Source organism: Trichocoleus sp. FACHB-6 (assembly GCF_014695815.1).
Lineage (GTDB): Bacteria > Cyanobacteriota > Cyanobacteriia > Cyanobacteriales > FACHB-T130 > Funiculus > Funiculus sociatus.
Window position 1 is genome coordinate 1 of sequence record NZ_JACJOY010000010.1, and the last position, 21,856, is coordinate 21,856.

The 21,856-nt window shown below is 44.3% G+C and carries 18 protein-coding genes; 3 read left to right on the forward strand and 15 right to left on the reverse strand.

The window, feature by feature from the left end:
* Window positions 1–323: 323 nt before the first annotated feature.
* The 5 genes from H6F66_RS00885 to H6F66_RS00905 form a co-directional block, all read right to left on the reverse strand.
* Complete coding sequence (locus tag H6F66_RS00885; RefSeq protein WP_199295212.1) at window positions 324–1,007, reverse strand: chromophore lyase CpcT/CpeT; 684 nt, start codon at window positions 1,005–1,007, stop codon at window positions 324–326.
* Between the two features lie 15 nt (window positions 1,008–1,022).
* Window positions 1,023–1,439 (reverse strand): hypothetical protein, encoded by a 417-nt coding sequence (locus H6F66_RS00890; protein ID WP_190417332.1) that lies wholly within the window; start codon window positions 1,437–1,439, stop codon window positions 1,023–1,025.
* 21 nt (window positions 1,440–1,460) lie between these two features.
* Window positions 1,461–2,303, reverse strand: a complete 843-nt coding sequence (locus H6F66_RS00895; RefSeq protein WP_190417493.1) for an FAD-binding domain-containing protein — start codon at window positions 2,301–2,303, stop codon at window positions 1,461–1,463.
* A gap of 144 nt (window positions 2,304–2,447) precedes the next feature.
* Window positions 2,448–3,131 carry an S-layer homology domain-containing protein gene (locus tag H6F66_RS00900; RefSeq protein ID WP_190417334.1) on the reverse strand — a complete coding sequence of 228 codons (684 nt, stop codon included), beginning with the start codon at window positions 3,129–3,131 and terminating at the stop codon, window positions 2,448–2,450.
* Window positions 3,132–3,185: 54 nt separating this feature from the next.
* Complete coding sequence (locus tag H6F66_RS00905) at window positions 3,186–3,332, reverse strand: hypothetical protein (RefSeq protein WP_190417336.1); 147 nt, start codon at window positions 3,330–3,332, stop codon at window positions 3,186–3,188.
* A 28-nt stretch (window positions 3,333–3,360) separates the two neighbouring features.
* Here H6F66_RS00905 and H6F66_RS00910 point away from each other — a divergent pair, with 28 nt between their 5' ends.
* Both H6F66_RS00910 and H6F66_RS00915 read left to right on the forward strand, forming a co-directional pair.
* Window positions 3,361–4,662, forward strand: coding sequence for a protein kinase (locus H6F66_RS00910; RefSeq protein WP_190417338.1), 1,302 nt, complete (start codon window positions 3,361–3,363; stop codon window positions 4,660–4,662).
* 289 nt (window positions 4,663–4,951) lie between these two features.
* Complete coding sequence (locus H6F66_RS00915; protein WP_190417340.1) at window positions 4,952–6,748, forward strand: serine/threonine-protein kinase; 1,797 nt, start codon at window positions 4,952–4,954, stop codon at window positions 6,746–6,748.
* A gap of 213 nt (window positions 6,749–6,961) precedes the next feature.
* On the opposite strand, the gene H6F66_RS28135 is transcribed toward H6F66_RS00915, so the two are convergent.
* The 3 genes from H6F66_RS28135 to gyrB all read right to left on the reverse strand — a co-directional run bounded on the left by H6F66_RS28135 (window position 6,962) and on the right by gyrB (window position 12,364).
* Window positions 6,962–9,001, reverse strand: coding sequence for an ABC transporter ATP-binding protein (locus H6F66_RS28135; RefSeq protein WP_190417343.1), 2,040 nt, complete (start codon window positions 8,999–9,001; stop codon window positions 6,962–6,964).
* A 154-nt stretch (window positions 9,002–9,155) separates the two neighbouring features.
* On the reverse strand, window positions 9,156–10,106 hold the full coding sequence (locus H6F66_RS00925; protein ID WP_190417345.1) for a type IV pilin-like G/H family protein: 951 nt from the start codon (window positions 10,104–10,106) through the stop codon (window positions 9,156–9,158).
* A gap of 314 nt (window positions 10,107–10,420) precedes the next feature.
* Window positions 10,421–12,364 (reverse strand): DNA topoisomerase (ATP-hydrolyzing) subunit B, encoded by a 1,944-nt coding sequence (gene gyrB / locus H6F66_RS00930; RefSeq protein WP_190417347.1) that lies wholly within the window; start codon window positions 12,362–12,364, stop codon window positions 10,421–10,423.
* 173 nt (window positions 12,365–12,537) lie between these two features.
* Here gyrB and miaA point away from each other — a divergent pair, with 173 nt between their 5' ends.
* The gene (gene miaA / locus H6F66_RS00935) at window positions 12,538–13,446 is read left to right on the forward strand and encodes a tRNA (adenosine(37)-N6)-dimethylallyltransferase MiaA (RefSeq protein ID WP_190417349.1); all 909 of its coding nucleotides are present in this window, start codon (window positions 12,538–12,540) and stop codon (window positions 13,444–13,446) included.
* A 49-nt stretch (window positions 13,447–13,495) separates the two neighbouring features.
* Here the strand turns inward: miaA and H6F66_RS00940 are convergent, their stop codons facing one another.
* The 7 genes from H6F66_RS00940 to H6F66_RS00970 form a co-directional block, all read right to left on the reverse strand.
* Window positions 13,496–14,887, reverse strand: a complete 1,392-nt coding sequence (locus H6F66_RS00940; RefSeq protein WP_190417351.1) for a nucleotide pyrophosphatase/phosphodiesterase family protein — start codon at window positions 14,885–14,887, stop codon at window positions 13,496–13,498.
* Window positions 14,888–15,122: 235 nt separating this feature from the next.
* Window positions 15,123–16,343: a metabolite traffic protein EboE gene (eboE, locus tag H6F66_RS00945; protein ID WP_190417353.1), complete on the reverse strand. Its 1,221-nt coding sequence runs from the start codon at window positions 16,341–16,343 to the stop codon at window positions 15,123–15,125.
* A 201-nt stretch (window positions 16,344–16,544) separates the two neighbouring features.
* Window positions 16,545–17,771: a 3-dehydroquinate synthase gene (locus H6F66_RS00950; protein WP_190417355.1), complete on the reverse strand. Its 1,227-nt coding sequence runs from the start codon at window positions 17,769–17,771 to the stop codon at window positions 16,545–16,547.
* 34 nt (window positions 17,772–17,805) lie between these two features.
* A complete protein-coding gene (locus H6F66_RS00955; protein WP_190417357.1) occupies window positions 17,806–18,459 on the reverse strand; it encodes a DsbA family oxidoreductase in 654 nt (217 codons plus the stop codon).
* A gap of 196 nt (window positions 18,460–18,655) precedes the next feature.
* On the reverse strand, window positions 18,656–19,696 hold the full coding sequence (tyrA, locus tag H6F66_RS00960) for a bifunctional chorismate mutase/prephenate dehydrogenase (protein WP_190417359.1): 1,041 nt from the start codon (window positions 19,694–19,696) through the stop codon (window positions 18,656–18,658).
* 83 nt (window positions 19,697–19,779) lie between these two features.
* Window positions 19,780–20,694, reverse strand: a complete 915-nt coding sequence (gene eboC / locus H6F66_RS00965; RefSeq protein WP_347269314.1) for a UbiA-like protein EboC — start codon at window positions 20,692–20,694, stop codon at window positions 19,780–19,782.
* A gap of 101 nt (window positions 20,695–20,795) precedes the next feature.
* Complete coding sequence (locus tag H6F66_RS00970) at window positions 20,796–21,701, reverse strand: TatD family hydrolase (RefSeq protein ID WP_190417497.1); 906 nt, start codon at window positions 21,699–21,701, stop codon at window positions 20,796–20,798.
* Window positions 21,702–21,856 lie beyond the last annotated feature (155 nt).

The window sequence follows — 21,856 nt, forward strand, 5'->3', positions numbered from 1 at the left end:
AATCAGTTATGTCCATTGGTTTGAGGAGATGATGTTCTGTTGACTAATTTAGGCTTTTTAGACTTAGTGCAACTAACTATGTAAAGTTTTGTATCAGCATTCAACATTTCTGGGTGGAATCTATCGGGTTTTTCAAATTTGAGCTACATCTGCTTGGTTTCTGGCATGGCATTGCCATGCCTCTACAGATGTATTGCACATGATCGAGAACTGCTATAGAACCTCTCCCTTACAAGGCGAAGGCGAGGAAAATTACCCCCCTCCTGCGCTAAGGTAAAGAAGGGGATTGGGGTTAGTTTTTTACCCATCTACTTAGCACTGCTTCAGCGACTCGCGCTTGGCTGAACCCACCGAAACTGATAAGGTTCACCTTTTGACCCCCAAACTTGATTTCCTGCGGCATCAAAAGCCCGATCTAATGTGTCCATTCCAGTAGAATGCAACAGAATTCGATTTGTTACTTTCACTGCGCCTTTGTAGTCGCTGGGACAGCCCGCTTCTGGTGTCTCACCGATGTAATTTTCACCGTCAGGTTTTAAAAATACGCTGCATTTAGCAGCACCAATATCGTTTAATTTGACAACACGTTTTGCTTCTGGGTTGCTACATAGACCAATTAAAGCTTCTGGTGTTGGTGGTTTAAATGATTGCGATTCTACGCTTTGGTTATCGGCGCTGGGGGCAATTTTTAGAAATCTCTGCCGATAGGGTTTGGCAAGATTCTGAGACATCGCTTGTTCTTGGTAGAGAAAAACTACCTTGGGATTTTTCTTAGTATTTTCTACGCTGACTTTGCAGGTAGTCATTCTCACATTTGGGGCTTTGGGGTTAGCTTGCGCTTGTGCGGAAGTGTCCATTACTCCCACTAAATGCGACACCACTTCCCCAACTTGTTGCTGCATTGGCACCGGTGTTTGTATATTCGGCGCTGGACGCGAATAAGCCGCAGTGCTAGTTGAGGAAAAAAGAGCGATCGCTATCAAATTTCTAATACTTGTATTCTTCACAATAGTCTCCCAGTGCTAATCAAAAACATAACGTTCGGCAACGCGCCAGTAGCGAGAAAAGCGTTTAAGGTCAATATATCCGTCGTATTTCACAAATGGCTCAACAGGTAACACTTCGATAACCAGCGATTCCTCAATTTTGTCGCAAATGTGGTCAAATCGCGGGCTAGGACTTTCTGCTGTAACAACCCCATCAGCATTGTGTTCCTTGGCAAAAGCGATAACTTCAGCAGTGACATCACCCCGTCGAATCGTTACTGGCAGTTCTAGCAAACATTCATAAATAAAAGTAATCCGCTTGAGACTCAGCTGCCACTCTTCGATCAAAGCATCATCCCAAACCCATATTGCAGGGCTTTCGGGGTATGCTTGCAATGCAGGATTAGCGGGGCTTAAACAGTCTCCATGCACCCAAATTATCGGCTGTTTCATTAATTCAAAACTCAAAACGTGCTAACGACGCTTCTTTCCGCGCTGAAAACTTCGGCTACCGCCACTGCGATCGCTACCTTCAGCTTTGGGAAACAGTCGCTTCTCTAATTCTTCATAACTGCCCTCAAAATCGCAATGACCGTAAAGCGGACATTGACGACAATAAACGCCCTCTGTGTAGCGTTCTAAATTCTCCCGGTTGAAGAAATAAGCCTTGTGGCTGAAGGTGCTGCCAACCCATTGCCATGATAAATTGTTGCTGGCAGGATCGCCATCTAGCAAGTGTTGCAAAAACCATTTTGCCCCGGTTTGCCAACGGATGCGCCGCCAGTGGACAAGGTATGCTGCTAACCACATTCTGCCGTGGTTGTGCAGGTAGCCGGAGGAGTGCAAATCGCGGCTAAAGCTGTCAATACAGACCATACCTGTGCTACCTTTGTCAACATCTTCTGGTAACTTTTCGGCATAATCTTGGGCTGTGTAGCCTGTCTTGTATGGCTCCTGGTCTTTCCAGATGTCGTTTCCCAGTTTGGCATAGAGTCGCTGCCAATAGTCGCGCCAGCCGAGTTCGTTGATGAGTTTTTCGGCATCGTCTTGGTTCTGGACTTTGCCCAGGATGGCATCCCGCACTTCTGCCAAGCTCAAGACGCCGTAGCGGAGATAAGGTGAAAGGCGGGTGACTGTCCCGGTGAAGAAGTTGCGGGTTTTGGCGTAACTGGGGGGGTCTACTTTCCTCAGTGCGGCTTCGGCGGACTTACGTCCTCCGGGAATGGTGCTGATATGGCGATCGCGTTCGGCGGCGGCGGGGAATTGTTCGCCCAGGTAGGCGAGCAATTCGTCGCGGCTGGCAAATTCTCGCCGCATATCTCGATGGTTTGGGGTGGCGTTCATAAAAGAGCGATCGCACAGACTTAATAAAGTTTAACAGGCGACCTGCTGCTGGCGGAAAGCAAAAACCTCTTTTCAAGAAAGAAAATGGGTTTTTTGGAAGAAACAAAAGTACAAGAACTATCGGTCTCGCGAACTACCAGGGAAAGGCGAATCTTCAGGCAACAAAGGGGCTGTTATCTGTTGTCGTTCTAAAAATTGACTCAAAGCATAAGCCATATCACCACGACTCATAGGATTTAAAGGGTAAATATTGCCTTGTTCATCAGTGTTTATAAACCGCTCATAAAGTGCAGTTGCCATTGATTTTTTAGCCCAATCAGGTATAGTTCCTGCATCTGGATATTGGGCAATAATTGTTTGCACAGTTTCGTCATTAAACTGAAATACACCGTGAGCTTGGGCAAGTATAGAAAAGGCTTCGGCACGATTAATTTTTTGATTTGGGAAAAACCTATTTTTCCGATAGCCTTTCATAATGCCAGTTTTTAAAACTGTCTGGATATCTTTATATGCCCAGTGTGAAGGCGGGACATCTTGAACTTTAACAACTCCTGGTTTATCGGCACCTTCGCGTTTATCAAGGTTAAAGGTTTTAACTAAAATTGAAGCAAGTTCGGCACGGCTGATAATTTGTTCAGCATAAAAATTACCATCTGGATAGTTGCTCATCAATTTGGCAGCAATAACTCGCTCAACTGGATCAGATGGTAGTTCTGATGGTTGTGTTTGTTGAGCATTCACAGCTGCGGGAAAATATTGCAGAAGTGCTAATAAGGAAAGAGTGCTGAAGACGCGACGCATGATGAAAATCCTTTTTAAAGTTACTATTACTGTACAAAAAATATATCCGGATACTCATCCCCCAGTCGGGTTAATCAAAGTAGAGTAGGGGCGCAGTTTTAAGTTTCCCCCTATGTAAAGAGAAGATGAAGGCTTTGGCTTTGTTCCGGCGGAGTTGGTCGAAAGCGATCGCTTCCCTTTTTCAGTTTTTTCGAGCAACATAGTTATATAAAATCGCCCTCATACCATTATGAACAAGTTCCCAGATTTTTCTCCCCACGGTTACAAAATTGAAAGCGAACTAGGCCACAATCGTGCTGGTGGTCGCGTCACCTATCTGGCAAGAAGTACCCCGCCTTACCAAGAGGAGGTACAGGTTGTAATTAAACAATTTCAGTTTGCCCAATCAGGGGCAAATTGGGCAGATTTTGAGGCTTATCAGCAAGAAATTCAAGTGTTGCAAAGCCTCTCCTTTTCTGGCCTCCCGCAGTATCTCGATTCCTTCCAAACTCCCAGTGGTTTCTGCATGGTGCAGGAATACAAACCCGCACCTTCTTTAGCCTCACCTCGTTGCTGGAAAATTGACGAAATAAAGCAAATTGCCCTCTTACTATTAGATATTTTAATTTATCTGCAAAATCAAACGCCTCCCGTTATCCACCGGGATATTAAACCTGAAAATATCTTAGTAGGAATGGACGAGGAAATTAAGGTTTACCTAGTGGATTTTGGCTTTGCTCGTATCGGTGGCGGCGAAGTTGCTGTCAGTAGTGTTGTTAAAGGCAGTTTGGGATTTATGCCACCAGAACAAATGTTTAATCGTCAGCTGACAGAAGCATCCGATCTGTACAGTTTAGGTGCAACATTGATTTGTTTACTTACTAACACTCCATCAGCGAAAATTGGCAACTTGATCGATGCGTCTTACCAGATTAATTTTAAACATTTGTTGCCTCAGATAAATCAGCAATTTCTTGACTGGTTGCAAAAAATGGTGGCACCCAATTTTAAAGAACGCTATCCTAATGCAGCCGCAGCCAAAGCAGCATTAAAGCCAATTGATGTTAATCGCAGCTCTAGGCGACGAAACTTAGAAATTAAGGCTGTTGCACTTTCCAGCCTTAGCTTAGTTGGTTTGGGGTTTTTTGCTTTGATGATGGCACCAAGCTTTAAATTAAACGCACCAGAAAGCAAGACAGTTCAATCGACTTTAGCAGTTGATTATTTGGCAAAGTTTAGCCATGCTTTCGATGATAAATATAAACTATTAAATCAGGATATTTCAATCTCAAAAAATAATAAGCGTGTTTATTTTTATGTCAACTTTAAATTAATTGATAAAGAATACGATTGTTTATGTCAAGTTTTTAGTAGTACGGGACGCATGGTTTATGGAGTTCAATCGACTCTCACGGCTGAAGAAAATAGTTTGAGTACGGGGTGTTTTTATGATTTTGATAAAAATGTTGACAAGCCGGGTGATTTGACTTTTGTGTTCTCCCTAGATGGGCAAAAAGTGGTGAAGGAGAATATTACTGTTTTAGCTGAATAATGTCGATAGGTTCTGCCAAACGGCCAGAATTGTTAACTTCTTTGGAGATACTGGGTTTCAAACGCGATCGCTGTGTAATAATTACAAGCCTCTAATGAGCCACTTCTCAACTAGGTATAGTTTACCTACTTTGCTTGTGTGAATCACATCAAAAATTGGAATTCCGATTGCGGGACTTGTGAACTAGGATCAGAAGGGGCAACTTTGATCATTTGTCCCTTGTTTGCTGAATGATGCAACCCGTAGCGGTTGCATAAAATAGTTGAAATGAGCGTTCGTTCTCACACACATGAGTAACTTCCCAAACTTGTCTAGCCACGGTTATCAGGTAGTCCGACAATTGGGACAAAACCGCGCCGGAGGTCGAGTAACTTATCTGGCTGCAAATCTGAAAACCCGTCAACCCGTAGTTATTAAGCATTTTCAATTCGCCCAAACAGATGCCAGTTGGTCAGAATACGACAATTATCAGCGTGAAATTCAAGTGCTACAAGGGCTAAAACACCCCAGCATTCCCCGTTACCTCGATTCTTTCCAAACGCCAAATGGCTTCTGCATGGTGCAAGAGTATAAAAAGGCACCATCATTAGCCGTACCACGCAGTTTTGACCCAGATGAAATTAAAAAGATTGCTGTTTCTCTATTAGAAATTCTGGTTTACCTGCAAAATCGCATTCCCACTGTTATCCATCGGGATATTAAACCAGAAAATATCTTAGTCGATGAGAAAATTAATGTGTTTCTGGTGGATTTTGGTTTAGCTAGGATTGGTGATGGTGAAGTGACGATGAGTAGCGTGGCAAAAGGAACTTTAGGTTTCATGCCGCCAGAGCAATTATTTCATCGCCATCTTACCGAAGCTTCAGATTTATACAGTTTGGGAGCAACGCTGATTTGCTTGCTGACTGGAATAAAATCTACAGCAATTGGTGAGTTAATTGATGAAGATTATCGCATCAATTTTAAGCATCTTGTTCCTAAACTTAGCTTGCGGTGGATTGAGTGGCTGCAAAAGATGGTGGAAATTAAACCAAAAGACCGCTATTCTAATGCTGCTGCTGCCTTGGAAGCGCTGAACCCTATTTACGTGATGCGTGTACCAGAAGTTAAGCTGAGTCAATCGGGTTTGGAATTCAAGGCAAAAAAATTAGGTGAAAGGGTAACTCAAAGTATCGCGATAACTAACTCGATTCCCGATACGGTACTTGAGGGTAATTGGGAAGTTGCACCACACGAAAGCGACCCACCGCATACCCCAGAGGAACACAGTTGGATTTCTTTTGATTTAGACAAGTTTGAGAGCAATCAATCTAATTGCAAAATCAAGGTTAATACCAGCAGATTGATGGCGAATAAAACTTATGAGCGACAGGTTTTATTACACACTAATTCTTTGCCAGAAACTCACGCTGTAACTGTTAAAGTTCAGACCGCACCGATTCCTATTGCTACAAAAAAACTCCCTTATATTTTTATAGCCTCGCTGGTTGCACTTGCTTTAGCAGGGGCTTGGGTGGAGGCGGAAGCTTGGAGTGGAGTTGTCGCTGATAGTGGTTCTATGGGTGTGGTAATGGCGGCGTTTGTTACTTTGTTTGTCGCTGTGTTTGGGGTTGCGGCTGCGGTTGCGGCGACGGCGGCGGCTGCTGTTGCATCTAAACTTCTTGCCAAGAATAAAATTAAGTTTGCGGCTCTTGATACAGTTGTGGCTTTGTTTGTGACTGGAATTGTGGCTTTGTTTGTCACTGGTTTTGGCGAACAGTTTAGAGGGGCTTCTGAGACTGTTGCTGGGTTTGGCGCGGTAGATTTGGGTATGTTTATAACTGGTTTGGGAGCTGCAAGTTTGGCAGCAATTTGCTTAAAAAGAGGATTCAGTACCAGTCTGGCTGTGGGAGTTTCGCTGTTAGCAACTGCGTTAGGTATGAGTTTAGGAATTGGGTTGCAAATAGGCTTGTTAAATCCTTTTGTGATGTTGGCTGTTTTGGCAGTTGGTTTACCTTTGGGAACAATGCTTTTTTACCCGCCTTTTGAGCGTGCCAGGTTAATTTCTAACTATCGCAAGTTTGAGCAGCATTTGATTAAGTCGTAGGAGAAAAAACGCCACCCCCGTTTGCGGCTACCGTGTATACAGAAGTTTTGGGTCTAGAGTTTGGGGTTGTAGATTCCCCTTTTTAAGGGGACTTTAACTCTGATTTCCCCCCCTTGTTTAAGGGGGGTTAGGGGGGATCGAAAGCTCTAATTGCTAACTAAAACCATTTGTGTATACACGGTAGCCCTGTTAACGGGGAGGGTTGGAGAGGGGTTATTTCTCGCTGACGGCTGATAGTTTGGTTCGCTGTTGCTGACGCTGCTGAATTTGTTCTAAGCTGCCTGTGGGAATGGCGGCAATTAACTGGCGGGTGTATTCCTGTTTCGGTTCGAGGTAGAGGCTTTCAGATGAACCAATTTCTTCGATTTTGCCTTTGTTCATTACCATAATGCGATCGCTCATAAATTTCACCACGCTCAAGTCGTGAGAAATGAAAATATAAGTTAGCCCAAATTCGCTCTGTAATTCTTTAAGCAAATTCAGCACTTGCGCTTGTACGGATACATCTAGCGCTGATACAGATTCGTCGCAAATTATGAACTTGGGATTTAGTGCCAAAGCCCGAGCAATGCACACCCGCTGGCGTTGTCCGCCAGAAAACTCGTGAGGGTAGCGGTTCATCAAGATAGGATTTAAACCTACGCGCTCTAACAGATAGGTTGCGCGATCGCGGCATTCTTTTTTTGTCTTCGCATAGCCATGAATGCGTAGCGGCTCTATCACAGCTTCTCCGATTTTCATGCGTGGATCGAGGGAGCTATATGGGTTCTGGAAGATAATTTGCATTTCCCGCCGCAATAGCCGCAGATACTTTCCAGAGAGTTTGGTGATGTCTTGATTTTCAAATATCACCTGACCGCTCATTGGCTCAATCAAGCGTAGTAAGGTACGTGCTAAGGTACTTTTGCCACAACCCGATTCTCCTACCAATCCCAGCGTTTCACCGGGAAAAACATCAAAAGAGACATTATTCACCGCCATCATATAGCGTTGGGTTTGACCAAACATCCCTTTTATTGGAAAACCTACTTGCAAGTCGCGGACTTGTAAAAGTGGGGTTTCCGTTGGTGGTGCATCGTTATTAACTATGAACGAGGAAGCATGACCCATTCTGATTGATTGTTGGGGGTTCGTTGTTAATGGTTCATCACGCACTATGAAAGATGAACTTTGACCTACTATTGTTGATGGGTCATTCCTATTAACGATTAAAGGAGAACCTTGAGCAGTTGTTATTAATGGTTCGTTGTTATCAACTATTTCCCTATTAACCGTTTTTTCCCGAATCTCGATTTCGCCGCTGGGGGTAGTCACAACTTCCATGAAGTCAGAGACGGTGGGTAGATATTTCACGCGGCGATTCAGGCTGGGGCGACAAGCTAACAAACCTTTGGTATAAGGATGTTGGGGATTGGAAAAAATCTGCTCAACTGTTCCGTACTCAACAATTTTTCCCTGATACATCACGGCTACAGTGTCGGCAATTTCCGCAATTACTCCCAAGTCGTGGGCGATAAACATCATCGACATTCCACGGGCATCGCGCAATTCTCGCAGCAAGTCCAGAATTGTTGCCTGTACTGTGACATCCAGGGCTGTTGTCGGTTCGTCAGCAATTAGTATTGCTGGGTTACAGGAAATCGCCATTGCTATCATGATCCGCTGCAATTGACCGCCGGAGAGTTCGTGGGGATAGCGATCCAATATTGCCAGTTTTTGCTGATTGATGTGGCGATTAACTTCCGCTTCGTTTAACGTTTCATTTTCTTCTAAATAGCGTTTTCTTAACTCCTCATCGCTGGGGAGTAACTTAACTTCTTGCAGGTGCGCGATCGCTTGTCTTTTTGCCTCTTTTTCTGAAATATCTTGATGCTGACGGATTGCCTCGACTAGCTGATACCCACAGGTAAAAACTGGGTTTAAGGAACTCATCGGTTCCTGAAAAATCATGGAAATCTGACCACCCCGATACGAACGCAGTTCTTCTGGTGTCAGATTTAGCAGATTAACTTTTTCTTTGCTACTCGTTTGTGATTTAAACCAAATTTCGCCGCCTTTTATTTTCCCTGGACTTGGCACCAGACCCATAACTGCAAGGGAAGTCACCGATTTTCCTGACCCCGACTCTCCTACAATTCCCAGTGTTTGCCCGGACTCCAGTTTGAAGGAAATACCATCAACTGCCAAAATTTGCTTTTCGTCAGTTGCAAATTGAACTTGCAGGTTGCGAACGTCTAGAACGGTGTCACTCATGGTACTCAAGGTTTGAAAATTAACTGCATCTTAACAATTCATTCCATCTTGGGGAAATAGTTCTCAATGTTTCTGTAATCAAAGATGCGATCGCGATCGCTAATGCGCCTATAAGCCTGTCTGGCGCGACCTGAAGAAAGTTCCTCAAAAGCATTTACTGTATGGGACGTGAACCATCAGGGCATTTTATTTCTGATGAACCACTGCTGGGAGCAGTGGGCATAGCCGGAGGCGAAGTTGAGGGTTTAATTGTCTCGCAAATAGTTGCAATTGTAGTGGCTTTACCGTTACTTTTTGTGACGAACACAACCCCTGTGTAGCTAGGAAGTTTAGAATCCTTGGCTTGGGCGGTTATCATCACGCTTTCTTTCTCATTACCTGGTGATGCCAGCCGATAAGTATAATACGCGCTTCCTGGCTCAGTTCCCAGTCCTGTCTCTTCAAATTCTGTTGCAAATTTACCTTGTTCTCGATAATAAACCTGCTGCGCTTTATTCATCATCCCGATATACAGCTTGGCTTCGCTTTGCGGTCTGGGAAGTTGATTATCAGCTGCATTTTTCTTTTCAGTTTCTAGGTCAATTACTTGAGTGTTGGCGGGCAATGTTGTTGTCTGAGAAACCTTCTCGAAAACTGTTGCCTCAGAACTAAAAGCAGTAGGTCTAGATTGTCCAGCTTTGCGACCTTCTAACTCTACGCGCAACTGATTTTTATCGGTAAACTCAAAGATGCTTTTAATGCTTTCTTCTTCGGTAAAAACCAGGTCAATTTGTCCTGGTTTCGCGGTGGAATTAATTTGATACTTAATCCCTAAAGCAACAGGAGGGCTTTCGGGTGCGCCTTCGGGTGCGGGAAATAAAATAAATAATTTTCCTTCTGGTGCAAAAATAAATGTAACCAAATCTCCCGATTCTGGATCTTTAGTTTGCCATTGCCCCAAAAGCTGCTGTTTAGCAGCGTCTGTTTGTGGTGCGGGTTTAGTTTGAGCAATGATGGTGGGAATTGTTGCTTGGGTACTTACCGATATAGCTAGAGTGCTGCCAATTGCTATCAGCACGCTGGATGCAACAAACAAGCTCTTAACTGGAACGTTAAAGTAAATCATTATGTTTTGGCAATTCCTTAATAATTTTTTGGGAATATTTTAAGGTTTTTTTCGTTACTTTTGGGAGGTCAATATTTATAAGTAGCACATAAAATAGTATATTTTATTTTTTTGATATTGTTTTAGTACAGGATAAACGAGTGTAGGTTGGTTGATTGGAACCAAATCCAACCTTCTTAAGGATTTGTTAGGTAACGCTTGTGTCGCACGGGTTCAACCGACAACTGTGTAAATCTTAATGCAACAAGAGAAAAATTCACCGCCTGATGGCTACAGGCGGTGAGGATTTGATGGCGCTCTACAACTCAGGTAATCTAGATATCTAGATCGGCGAGGTTAAGGCGAGAACCGTAGGTTTCGATGAATTCGCGGCGGGGTGCGACGCGATCGCCCATTAAGACGGTAAAGATGCGATCGGCTTCAGCAGCGTCTTCAATTTCTACCCGTTTGAGGGTGCGAGTTTCCGGGTTCATGGTAGTATCCCACAACTGTTGCGGCATCATTTCACCCAAGCCTTTGAATCGCTGGATGGTGTAATTAGCATTGGCGGGGAAATCGTTTTGTACCAGGTTGTTGAGTTCGCGATCGCTATAGCAATAGTAATGATTGCGTCCCCGTTCTACCTTATATAGTGGAGGACAAGCGATATAGATGTAACCCTGCTCAATCAGCGCCCGTTGATAACGATAGAAGAACGTCAATAACAGCGTCCGAATGTGCGCCCCATCTACGTCAGCGTCAGTCATAATCACGATGCAGTGATAGCGCAGCTGAGAAGCATCGAACTCCTCACCCTTGACACCCAACCCCAGTGCAGTAATCAGCGCCTGGATTTCGGTGTTTTTGTAGATTTTGGCATCGTCGGTTTTCTCGATGTTGAGAATTTTACCGCGCAATGGGAGGATAGCTTGGTTGCGTCTGTCGCGTCCTTGTTTGGCACTTCCTCCGGCTGAGTCCCCTTCTACGATATAAATTTCAGATTCTGAGGGATCTCGCGTACTGCAATCGGCTAATTTACCCGGTAAAGGAGAAGATTCCAAAACCGATTTGCGGCGCACTAATTCCCGTGCGTGACGTGCTGCTTCTGCGGCTTTGAAAGCTTGAATCGCTTTTTCCAGAATCGCATCGCCAACGTTTGGACGAAACTCTAAATATTCTGTGAGAACTTCGCCTACCAAAGAATCAACGATTCCCCGGACTTCGGTGTTACCGAGTTTGGTTTTAGTTTGTCCTTCAAATTCCGGATCGGGAACTTTGACGGAGATCACGCCCGTTAAACCTTCGCGGACATTCTCTCCGCCGAGGTTCGGTTCATTTTCTTTGATTTTGTTGCGCTTGCGAGCGATCGCATTCAGCGTCCGCGTCAACACCGCCTTCAACCCTTCCAGGTGAGTACCGCCGTCAACTGTGCGAATATTATTTGCAAACCCCAGCAGCGTGTCTGTATAAGCATCAACGCACCACTGCAACGCCACCTCTACCTGCACATTGTTGCGTTCGCCGGATACATAGATAATTTCTTCGTGGAGAGCCTGCTTATCGCTATTCATATAGGCGATATACTCTTTAATACCTCCCTCGTAGCAGTAGGTTTCTACTCTGGGCTCTCCACCCTTAACCAATTCCAGGCGGTTGTCAGTAAAGGTGATTTTGACACCCGCATTTAAGTAAGCAAGCTCCCGCAGACGGCTCGCTAAGGTGGTGTAATCAAACTCAATGCCAGTAGTCACAAAAATCTGCGAATCTGGCTTGAAACTAATTGAGGTGCCTGTTTTGGCTTCTTTAATTGGCTTGGCTTTCAGTTCTGTGACAGGAATACCGCGCTCAAAGCGCATGGTATGCTCCCGCTTCTCCCGCCAAACGGTCACGTCTACCCACTCGGACAAGGCATTCACTACTGAAATACCGACACCATGCAAACCACCAGAAACCTTGTAGCCGCCACCACCAAACTTACCTCCGGCGTGCAGCACTGTCATCACCGTTTCTAAGGCTGATTTGCCAGTGGTAGGATGAGTATCTGTGGGAATGCCTCGCCCGTCGTCTGTAACTGTGACAGAACCATCGGCGTTGATGTCTATCTCAATATGAGTGCAGTAGCCAGCCAGAGCCTCATCAACCGAGTTGTCCACTACCTCGTAAACTAGATGGTGAAGTCCACGGGGTCCAGTGGAACCGATGTACATCCCCGGTCGTTTCCGGACTGGTTCTAAACCTTCCAGAACTTGAATCTGATCGGCACTGTAACTGCTCGTCATGAAAAGGATTCTCCAATAATGGCTTGGAACCCTACCGGGACTCCAAAAAGGGAAAAACACTCCAAAATTGTAACATAAAAGCTTTCAAAGCGGCTGTAGGTCAATATAAAGAGCGATTTGTCTAGGGGATATACCCATGAATAACCGGGTAAAGTTAGGAGGCGAGGAGTTAGATGCTCATCGTAATCTGTGGTGCGACGGCAACGGGTAAGTCTGGGCTAGGTTTGGCTTTGGCGCAGCGGCTGGGTTCGGCGATTCTCAGTGCTGATTCGCGTCAAGTGTACCGCGAATTTGATATTGGGACAGCTAAGCCAAGTGAGACGGATAAAAAGTTGGTGCCGCACTACTTAATTGATATCTGCGATCCCACAGAAACCTTAACTGTGGCAGATTACCAGCAGCAGGCGCAAGCTTTGATTGCTTGTATACCTGCTCCTTTGGTAATGGTTGGAGGTACTGGACTTTACATCAATTCTGTGGTTAAGGGGTTAAAGATTCCCAGGGTGCCACCGCATAAGGAATTGCGATCGCAACTTTCCTCTCTCAGTCAAACTCAACTTTACGCCTTTGTGCAACAAGTCGATCCAGCTGCGGCAAAGAAAATTCATCCCAACGATCCTGTGCGGACGTTACGTGCCTTAGAAGTATATTATGTGACTGGTCGTGCCATCTCCGAGCAGCAAGGAGAGAACCCACCCGATTATCCCATTTTGCAAATTGGGTTAGATTGCGATCGCTCTGATCTCACTCGCCGCATTGAACAGCGCACAGAACAAATGTTAGCGGCTGGTTGGGAAGCGGAAGTAAAAGCCTTGTGTCAAAAATACAGTTTTGATTTGCCTCTGCTGAATACATTGGGATATCGAGAAATAAAGCAATATTTGGCTGGGGAAATTTCTTTGAATGAAGCGAAACAATTAACAGTTTTGCACACTTCCCAATTTGCCAAGCGACAGCGCACTTGGTTTAAGGCATATCCTCAGATTGAATGGTTTGATGCAGAATCTCCCGATTTATTAGAGCAAGTATGGCAGCGAGTGCAAGATTTTCTCAAAAATTTGCATGGTTTTAATCCCCAATAAAGATTAAATTTTTATTGGTAGAAATGCCTGCAAATTTATACCCTTTCCTCTACCGACCATTTTGGACTATACCCTTTTGTAAGTGGGATAAGATGATATCGTGGATGTCTGTCGCCTCTAGAGTGGCTGGCAGCAGATTGGTATTATTAGTAATAATTAATGGCGCATCGTCAGGAGAATTAGGAAGTCGCCCATGAGAACCTTTCACTAACGAAGCATCTAAGGAAATGACATCTAACAAAGTGCGAAAGCCCAGCTTCTTCTTAAGCAATATTCCAGCTATCTTCAACTGAGGAAACTTAATAGAAGGGTCGATAAATAACTCTGCTGGGTCGTAGCCAGGCTTGCGGTGAATATCTACATTGCGGGCAAAATCTGGTGCTTTGGTGTCGTCCAACCAGTAATAGTATGTGAACCAAGAATCAGGAGCAGCAATAGCTACTAATTCACCAGAACGAGGATGATTTAGATGGTAATTTGCCTTCTCTTTTTCGCCCAAAACTAATTCCACCCCTGGCACTTTCTCGATTAAATTCCGCACTTGTGAAACTTTATCTTTGTCGTTTATATAGATGTGAGCCACTTGGTGATCTGCGACGGCGAAAGCAATACTGGCTCCTGCATCCAGTAACTCTAATCCCAACTCTTCCCTCACTGCAAGATAGCCGTTTTCCCGCAATATTCGGTTTAATGAGACGGCTTTATTTACGGGTGTTATTCCATATTCAGAAAGAACTATTACTTGCGATCCGCGAGATTCGTAAAACTGGATTAAGTCCTTGCATACGTCGTCTACCTCTTTTAAATCAGTTGCGATCGCTTGCTCATCAGTACCCAGCCGCTGCAAGTTGTAATCTAAGTGCGGAATATAAATTAAAGTTAATGTTGGAGCATACATCTGTTCTACAACCTTAGCTGACTCAGCGATCCACTGACTGGAACGGATAGACGTTTTTGGGCCCCAAAACTCGAATAAAGGAAAAGTACCGAGACGATCTTGAAGATGCGATCGCAACTCGGCAGGTTGAGTATAAATATCCGGAATTTTCCTGCCGTCAGCGGGATACATCGGTCGTGGTGTCACCGAAATATCTGCTGAAGAGTACATATTGTACCACCAGAAGAGGTTAGCACAGGTGAAGGTCGGGTCAAACGAGCGCGCCGTTTCCCACACTTTCGGAGCCTGAATTAATTTGTTAGACTGTCGCCAGAATTTTACTTCACATTCATCTCGAAAGTACCAACCATTACCAACAATTCCATGCTCATTAGGCCATTTTCCAGTTAAGTAAGTCGCCTGAACCGAACAAGTTACAGCAGGCAATGCTGGTTTAACGGGAACTACTTGTCCTTGTGCCGCCCATTCTGATAAAAACGGTGTATGTTTTCCTAATAAACTGGGCGTTAATCCTACGACATTGAGAACAACTGTTTTCTGCATTAGTTTTGTTGATTATTAGTTATCTAAAATTTGAGCGATCACGTTGAGAAAGAGCTTTATACCCGACCCTTCATCAGTAACCAGAGACCAAGAAAATACAAACTTTTATTGCTTCCCTCTGGGGACATTTAAAATTAACAAAACTAAACTTTTCTTGCTCCCCGTTTACTGAGAGGGGCTGGAGGCGAGCTTCTTACAAACAGTTTTGATATTATTGCTCAAAAGCTAATAGAAATTAGCAATTACCAACTGTTGCCAACACCCATTCATACTCTCTCTGGATAGATGTTAATAAATCCATCTTCATCTCGGATGGCAACACATCCCAGGTGTAAGTTTCAATCTCCAAGTGCTTACAGGTATTTTCTTGCAGCAGATCCAGAACAGTCACAATATCGTCTTGAGTAGACTGTAATATTTGATAATCGCGGATAAAAATTGGGACGTGAAAGTGAGTTCGCCACTCCTCGGCCGATGATTGCTTGAGGTGCGGTAAAGCAGTTGCTAAGTCAGGATAGTGATGCAAAGTTCCATCACCACTCCGCTCTATAACTTGGTGCAGATAGGTAGATTCTGCAAAAGGACGCAACCGTTCAATTACCAAGTTCTGTTCCTGAACAGTAGAAGGCAACGCCACCTGAATTGCGGCGCTTAGCTGAATCTTGCCAATTTGAATTCCCGCCGCTTTGAAACTTTTAAAAACTGATATTGGATCTTCATATTCCACCGCGAAATGACAGGTGTCATAGCAAACGCGCAGGTGTTCAAACAACTTCGCCTCGGCTAATTCCTGCGAAATATCCAAGTGTTTTGCTAACCACGCTCCTCCGATTGGTAATAACCAATTTTGGAAGAAATCAATTACTTCGGCAGCATTTTCAATTAATCCATCCGGTTCCGGTTCCAAATCCAAATGCAGCAGTTTCCCTGTTTCTTCCCGGATGCGTACCATTTCGGCAGCAGCTAAAGCTAAGTTTAAACTGCTGTTTTTGAAGACTGCATCGCAGCTTACTTTGTCTTCTACCCACCACGGTTTATAAGATAACGGCAATGTAGAAATTCCGCCGTCAATTTCTTCTGGTAATAAGGCTGCCAGAATTTTCGCCAAGCGGATTGTATAATCTAACCGTTCCTTCTTTGACCAATCTGGTGCATAAACTTGGTCTTTTACAACTTGCCGGTGAAATCCCCCGTAAGGAAATCCATTTAAGGTAAACACGTATAAATTTTGTTGATTCAGCCATATTTGAAATTGAGCTAAAGTATCTTCTTCCAGCATTTCCCGTGCTGCTATATCTGATAACCGTAACCCAATACCGAATGGTTTCCCTGGTGCCAATCTTGCTTGGAGATTTGGAACGTATTTTTTCAGGTTGGCGAAGACTTCGCTCCAGTTTTCGCCTGGATGAATGTTTGTGCAATAAGTTAAGTGAAAGCTGCTGTTCCCAATTTTCATGCTTACGTTCCCTAGTATCGAATGGCACTGAACTTAAGCCCTAAACTTTAGTTTAGACTAAAAGCTAAAACCCGCTGGAACGGGTTCAGAGCTTAAGTAAGCTTTGAACCCGAAATTTATTTCGAGGCTCCTAAATCAGTGCCATTCCTCGCTACTATCGAATTACACCTAACTTGATAAGGTAAGTTGGGTGAACGGTACTCAACCCAACCTACAAGTTACTGTCTGCTTAGCTTTATCAAGCTGTTTCAGGATAGAAACGGCTTGCATATATAAAGAGATATCCACTTCGTGAACCTCAATTCCCTGCCCAATTCCTTGCAGCAGCATTAGGGTTAATTCACCGCCCAAATGTTCCCGAAACTCGGTTAGTCCCCGGAATAAGCATCGGGAATTTCCTGGCTGTGTTGGAGCTAGTTCCGGCACATAAAGCGTAAAACCCAATACCTTGAGTGTATTTATTATCTGCTGCCAGTGCGACGCGGGAAGCAGTCCAGCTAGATAAGAATAGGTGCTATCTAGTGCAATTCCAATCGCTACTGCTTCGCCATGACGCAGGCTGTAATTTGTCAAATGCTCTAGCCTGTGAGCCGCCCAGTGGCCGAAATCTAGGGGACGCGATGAACCCATTTCAAAGGGATCGCCGCTGGTGGCAATATGTTGTAAGTGTAACTGGGCGCAGCGATAGATTAGCTGTTGCATGATGTGCATATCGCGACAAGCGATCGCTTGTGCGTGCGTCTGGATAAACTCAAAGAATTTCCTATCTTTAATCAATGCAACTTTGACCGCCTCAGCAACACCGGAACGCCAGTCTCGCTCGTTCAAAGTAGTCAGAAAATCAAAGTCATTCAAGACAGCATGAGGAGGTGCAAAAGTACCGAGAAAGTTCTTTTTTCCAAAGGCATTAATTCCGTTTTTTACTCCGACTCCGGAATCATTTTGTGCCAATACTGTTGTAGGAATTCGGATTAATCGAATGCCTCTGTGAGCAGTTCCTGCGGCATATCCTACCATATCTAGCATGGCTCCTCCCCCAATCGCCAAGATGTACGAATGGCGACATAAGCCAGCTGAATCAATAAGTTTGTGAATTTGCTCTAGCAACATTGGTTCGTTTTTAGCTGCTTCTCCCCCAAGGACTATCATCGGCTCAAGCATGAGCGTTAGGATGTCTCCATAATGCTCGCTATACGCTGCTAATTTACCTAACAGCCCCCGATGAAACCGCAATAATCCTCCATCTACTACTGCTATTACTTTCTTTGGTTCCGCGTCTCCTTCGGATGCGATCGCTTGTGCAAGTAAAGGATTGTCCAATTCAAACAAACCTTTGGTAAAGTGAACGTTATAGCGAAAGGTAACGGGGACACATTGATGAATCGGTTCCAGATTCAAATCAGTCTTTTGCTTGATGCCAATTGTCATATTTTTGTTTTTAAATTACCGCGAACAATCGTACTTACCACAAAGAATTCACTTTCAAAGTTTCCGGAAGTGCAGCGCGTTCCAAAGTTTGAAGAAACACCTCTACCGACTGAGAACCATTGACGTTGATTTTGTTATTGAAGATGAAGAAAGGCACGCTGTTGATACCGCTACGTCGCGCAGATGTCGCATCAGCCATAACCTCATCTAAGGCAGCATCACTGCTTAAAAGGTTGCGTAATTGTGTAGCATCTATGCCAGCAGCTTTGCCCAAGGAAACAAGGGTTTCGATGTCTCCGATGTTTAACCCTTCTTCAAAGTAAGCTTTGTAAATTGCTTCAACTACAGCATTTTTACTTTTTGTTGGGGAAAGTGCGATCATCTGATGGGAAAGCGTTGTGTTAACAGCCAAAGATATTTTGTTGAAATCTAGTTTTACGCCAGATGCCTCACCTCTTTGCTTAGTGTAGTCAAATAGGCGTTTCAATTCTTCGGGTTCCATGCCTTTCCTCGCTTTCATAAAGGCGCGAAACTCAACTCCTTGAGGGGGAATTGTGTCATCTAACAAGAAGGGATGCCACTGAATCTTTATCGCTTCGTATTGCCATTTTTCAAGGGCATCGAAGAGATGTTTTGTGCCAATATAGCACCAAGGGCAGGCGGTATCGTGAAAAATTTCAATGAGCATATGGCAATCTGGTTTTATTTTTGAAGATTAATGAACCTCAGAGGAGGAGAAAGGGGGAGTTATATACCAATCCTGAGTTTTGAAAGTTACTTTTTAAACGAACTACCCAGGAGCAAAAGAGGAGGAAAGGGAGAAGTTCATAAATTACTGAGAATTGTTATATAAATGAATTTTGATTGTTGTGGTTCTATTTTCCTCAGTTAACCAGAGCATTAAGTGTGTATTCTTTTTCTGTGGGTTGGATGATTTCTTCGGCGAAAAAGTTTTGAACTGTTTCAAATTCTTGGATTAAGGCGGAGCGGTCTTTCTGGGCCACCAGTTTTGCTAATTGGCTGTAGGTGTTCGCCAATCTTTCAATAGTTTGACATCTATCTTCTGTTGCCAGCATGATGTCCACACATAAGGGCGGACTTTGGGCAAACAAACGTTTTACTATGTCAATTTCTAAGCGATAACTTGGGGTTGACATCGACAAGCTGCGGTCTATGTCTATTCTTTCTGCTGCTAGAAAAACACCGAGGCTAAACCTGGAGAAATGCCGCGTCGCTTGAATAATTACCATCATGCGGTCGTGTTCTTGGGGAGTGCATACAATCAGCTTGCTACCCTGACTTTCTATGAAGTCTAGAAACCATTGAAATGAATCCTGATTTCGCCCTGGACAAACTACAACTTTTTGGGATAGGAAAGATTTGACAGTTGGCCCAAACATGGGATGTAATCCGATTACAGGCCCAGCATGGAAATCGAGCATTGCTTGTACTGGCTGAGTCTTGATACTGGTAATATCTGCCAGTGCTGTAGTTGGAGAAAGATATTTAGCTGTACGCTTAATTACATCTATCGTCCTGTCAATAGGCACGCTGATTAAAACTAGGTCTGCTTGGCTTAGCAGTTTATCTGCATTATCCCAATCATTGTGTTCAAGAATGCTAACGTTGTGGCCCGCTGCTGAGAGTTGTTGTGTAAACAATTTTCCCATTCTGCCAAGCCCGCCAATAATGGTAATTTGTCGGGGACTGACATTATCTATAGATGAAAAGTTACTGGTACCGGCGAGACAACTTGTTACTACATTTTCCCAAACAGATTCCGGAACACCAATCTGGGCAAGAAAGGGAGCAATATAGGATAGTTGTTCTTCAATTGGAACTTCTGATTCACTCAAAATCGATATGCGATCGCGTAATAGCTTGATTAGAAATTGGTCAGTTTGCTTGAGCTTATCTGGTATCATATAAAACCGCTCGTAAGTATTGTTTTCATTACTAATTGCGGCTAATTGTCATTACCATTAGCCATGAACGCGGAGGCTAGGCTTCAAGTCACAGCAAATATTTGCGCCAGTATCATTGAAATTGGTAGCAGGCTCAAAACCAACAAACCATAAGGTAAAGTTGCGAAACCAGCTGCAACTGTCGCATCCAAGACTATTAACGACAATACGCCCGCCTTCACTGCGACTCGAATTAGGTCTGGAGTTGGTTCGCGGGCGGCTTTTACAAAAGCAGGTAACACACGCCCAGCGAATAAAAGAATAAACGGCAATGCGGCAAGAATTTGATAATCTGGCAAAAGCCCCAGCGCTAATATGCTAACAATGACTGCGCCAACAAATAGCAAAGCTGTTATTCCCGTACTCGCTTTTCCACCATGTACTTCACCTTGGCTAATAGCGGTGACAGCAGCAATGTAGGTAATAGGAATTAAAGCTAAAAACCAGCGTTCTCCTAACATTGCTGGTACAGCACTCACGCCTAGCAATAAATTGCCGCCGCGACAAATGCCCATGTTGACGGGGCCAAGAATTGAGTGGTGTTTGCCGAAAGCATCATATAGTAGAGCGGCAAAGGCGATGGTAGCAGCGATCGCGCCACTCAACCAGGATACTTGCAAGGCTGCAACTATGCCGACAACTAAAAGCAGACTTCCAAGCGCGATCGCACCTTGACGGGATGCGCGATCGCTAGGAATTGGTCTTTCTGGTCGCTCTTTGGCATCCAGTTCAGCGTCGAATACATCATTAAATACTACACCGCCACCGTATAAACCCGTGGTAGCTAGAAGTAACCATGCAAGTGTTGCCGATCCTGTTAGCGTTTGATTTAGGAATGCGATCGCTCCTGAAGCTGCAAAACCAACTAGAATGTCTGCCCAAGCAGTAACAATGTTTGCAGGTCGCATTAGCTGTAGATAAGCCCACAAACGGTGGGAACTCAAACTTGCAGCATTCACTGTAATTCTCCGTGATTATAAGATTTTTTTCGGGAGTTATGAGGTAGAAGGCTATTTTTTGCTAATAGCTAATTGTGAATTGACCATTAGCCATGAGCCAATTACTCAATGAGTGCAAAGTCGCGGTTAGACTCTACGACTGGTGACTGTCCGCGCAGTACGGAATTTCCGTTGAAAAGTTCGCGTTGGTCAATAGGTAAGGGTTCTAGCCAGTCTGCTTCTTTCATCTGACCGCTTTGGCTATAAGCTTTTAGGGCATTTTCGTAACAGACAGCCCGCACATACTCTTCTGAGATTCCCCGTTCTAGCATTAGCTGGGCTGTCTTAGGTACAGCTAGGGGATCGCTGACTCCCCAATCTGCACTACTGTCTACGATTACGCGATCGCATCCATACTGGCGCACGATCTCCACCATCCTTGCATTCCCCATCTTGGTCTGCGGATAAATCGTGAAAGCAGCCCAGAAACCTCTATTTAGTACCTCTTCAACAGTTTCCTCGTTGTTGTGGTCTATAATTACCTGCGCTGGATCTAATCCATGCTCAATACAGCGATCCATGCTACGGCTAGTACCTGCTTTCTTGTTGCGGTGGGGAGTGTGAATCAACACCACCATATCCAATTCTTTTGCTAACTCTAGCTGTAGACGAAAATATTTGTCCTCAGCTGGTGTCATATCGTCATAGCCAATTTCACCAATAGCAACCACGCCCTCTTTACAGGCATAAAGTGGTAACAGTTCCATAACTTCTTCTGCTAACGCCTCGTTGTTAGCTTCTTTCGGGTTCAAGCCAATTGTGCAGTAGTGTTTGATCCCAAACTGGCTGGCTCGGAATCGCTCCCACCCGACGATGCTGCTGTAATAGTCCTTAAAACTCCCGGCGTTAGTCCGGGGCTGTCCCAACCAGAAGGAAGGTTCAATGACGGCAACAATGCCATACTCTCGCATCACGAGGTAATCGTAACTTGTGCGGGAGGACATATGAATGTGAGGATCGATGAACATCCTGCTGTTGTTAGACATGGTTACTTCGTGAATAATGGATTTCGCAGAGTTATGAGTTTTGAGTTATGCGCAACTTTTCTCCCCTTGTTAAGGGGGTTCTGACTTGGAAAGTGACACATCACATGAGTTTTGAATTATTAGAAAAGATTTAACTC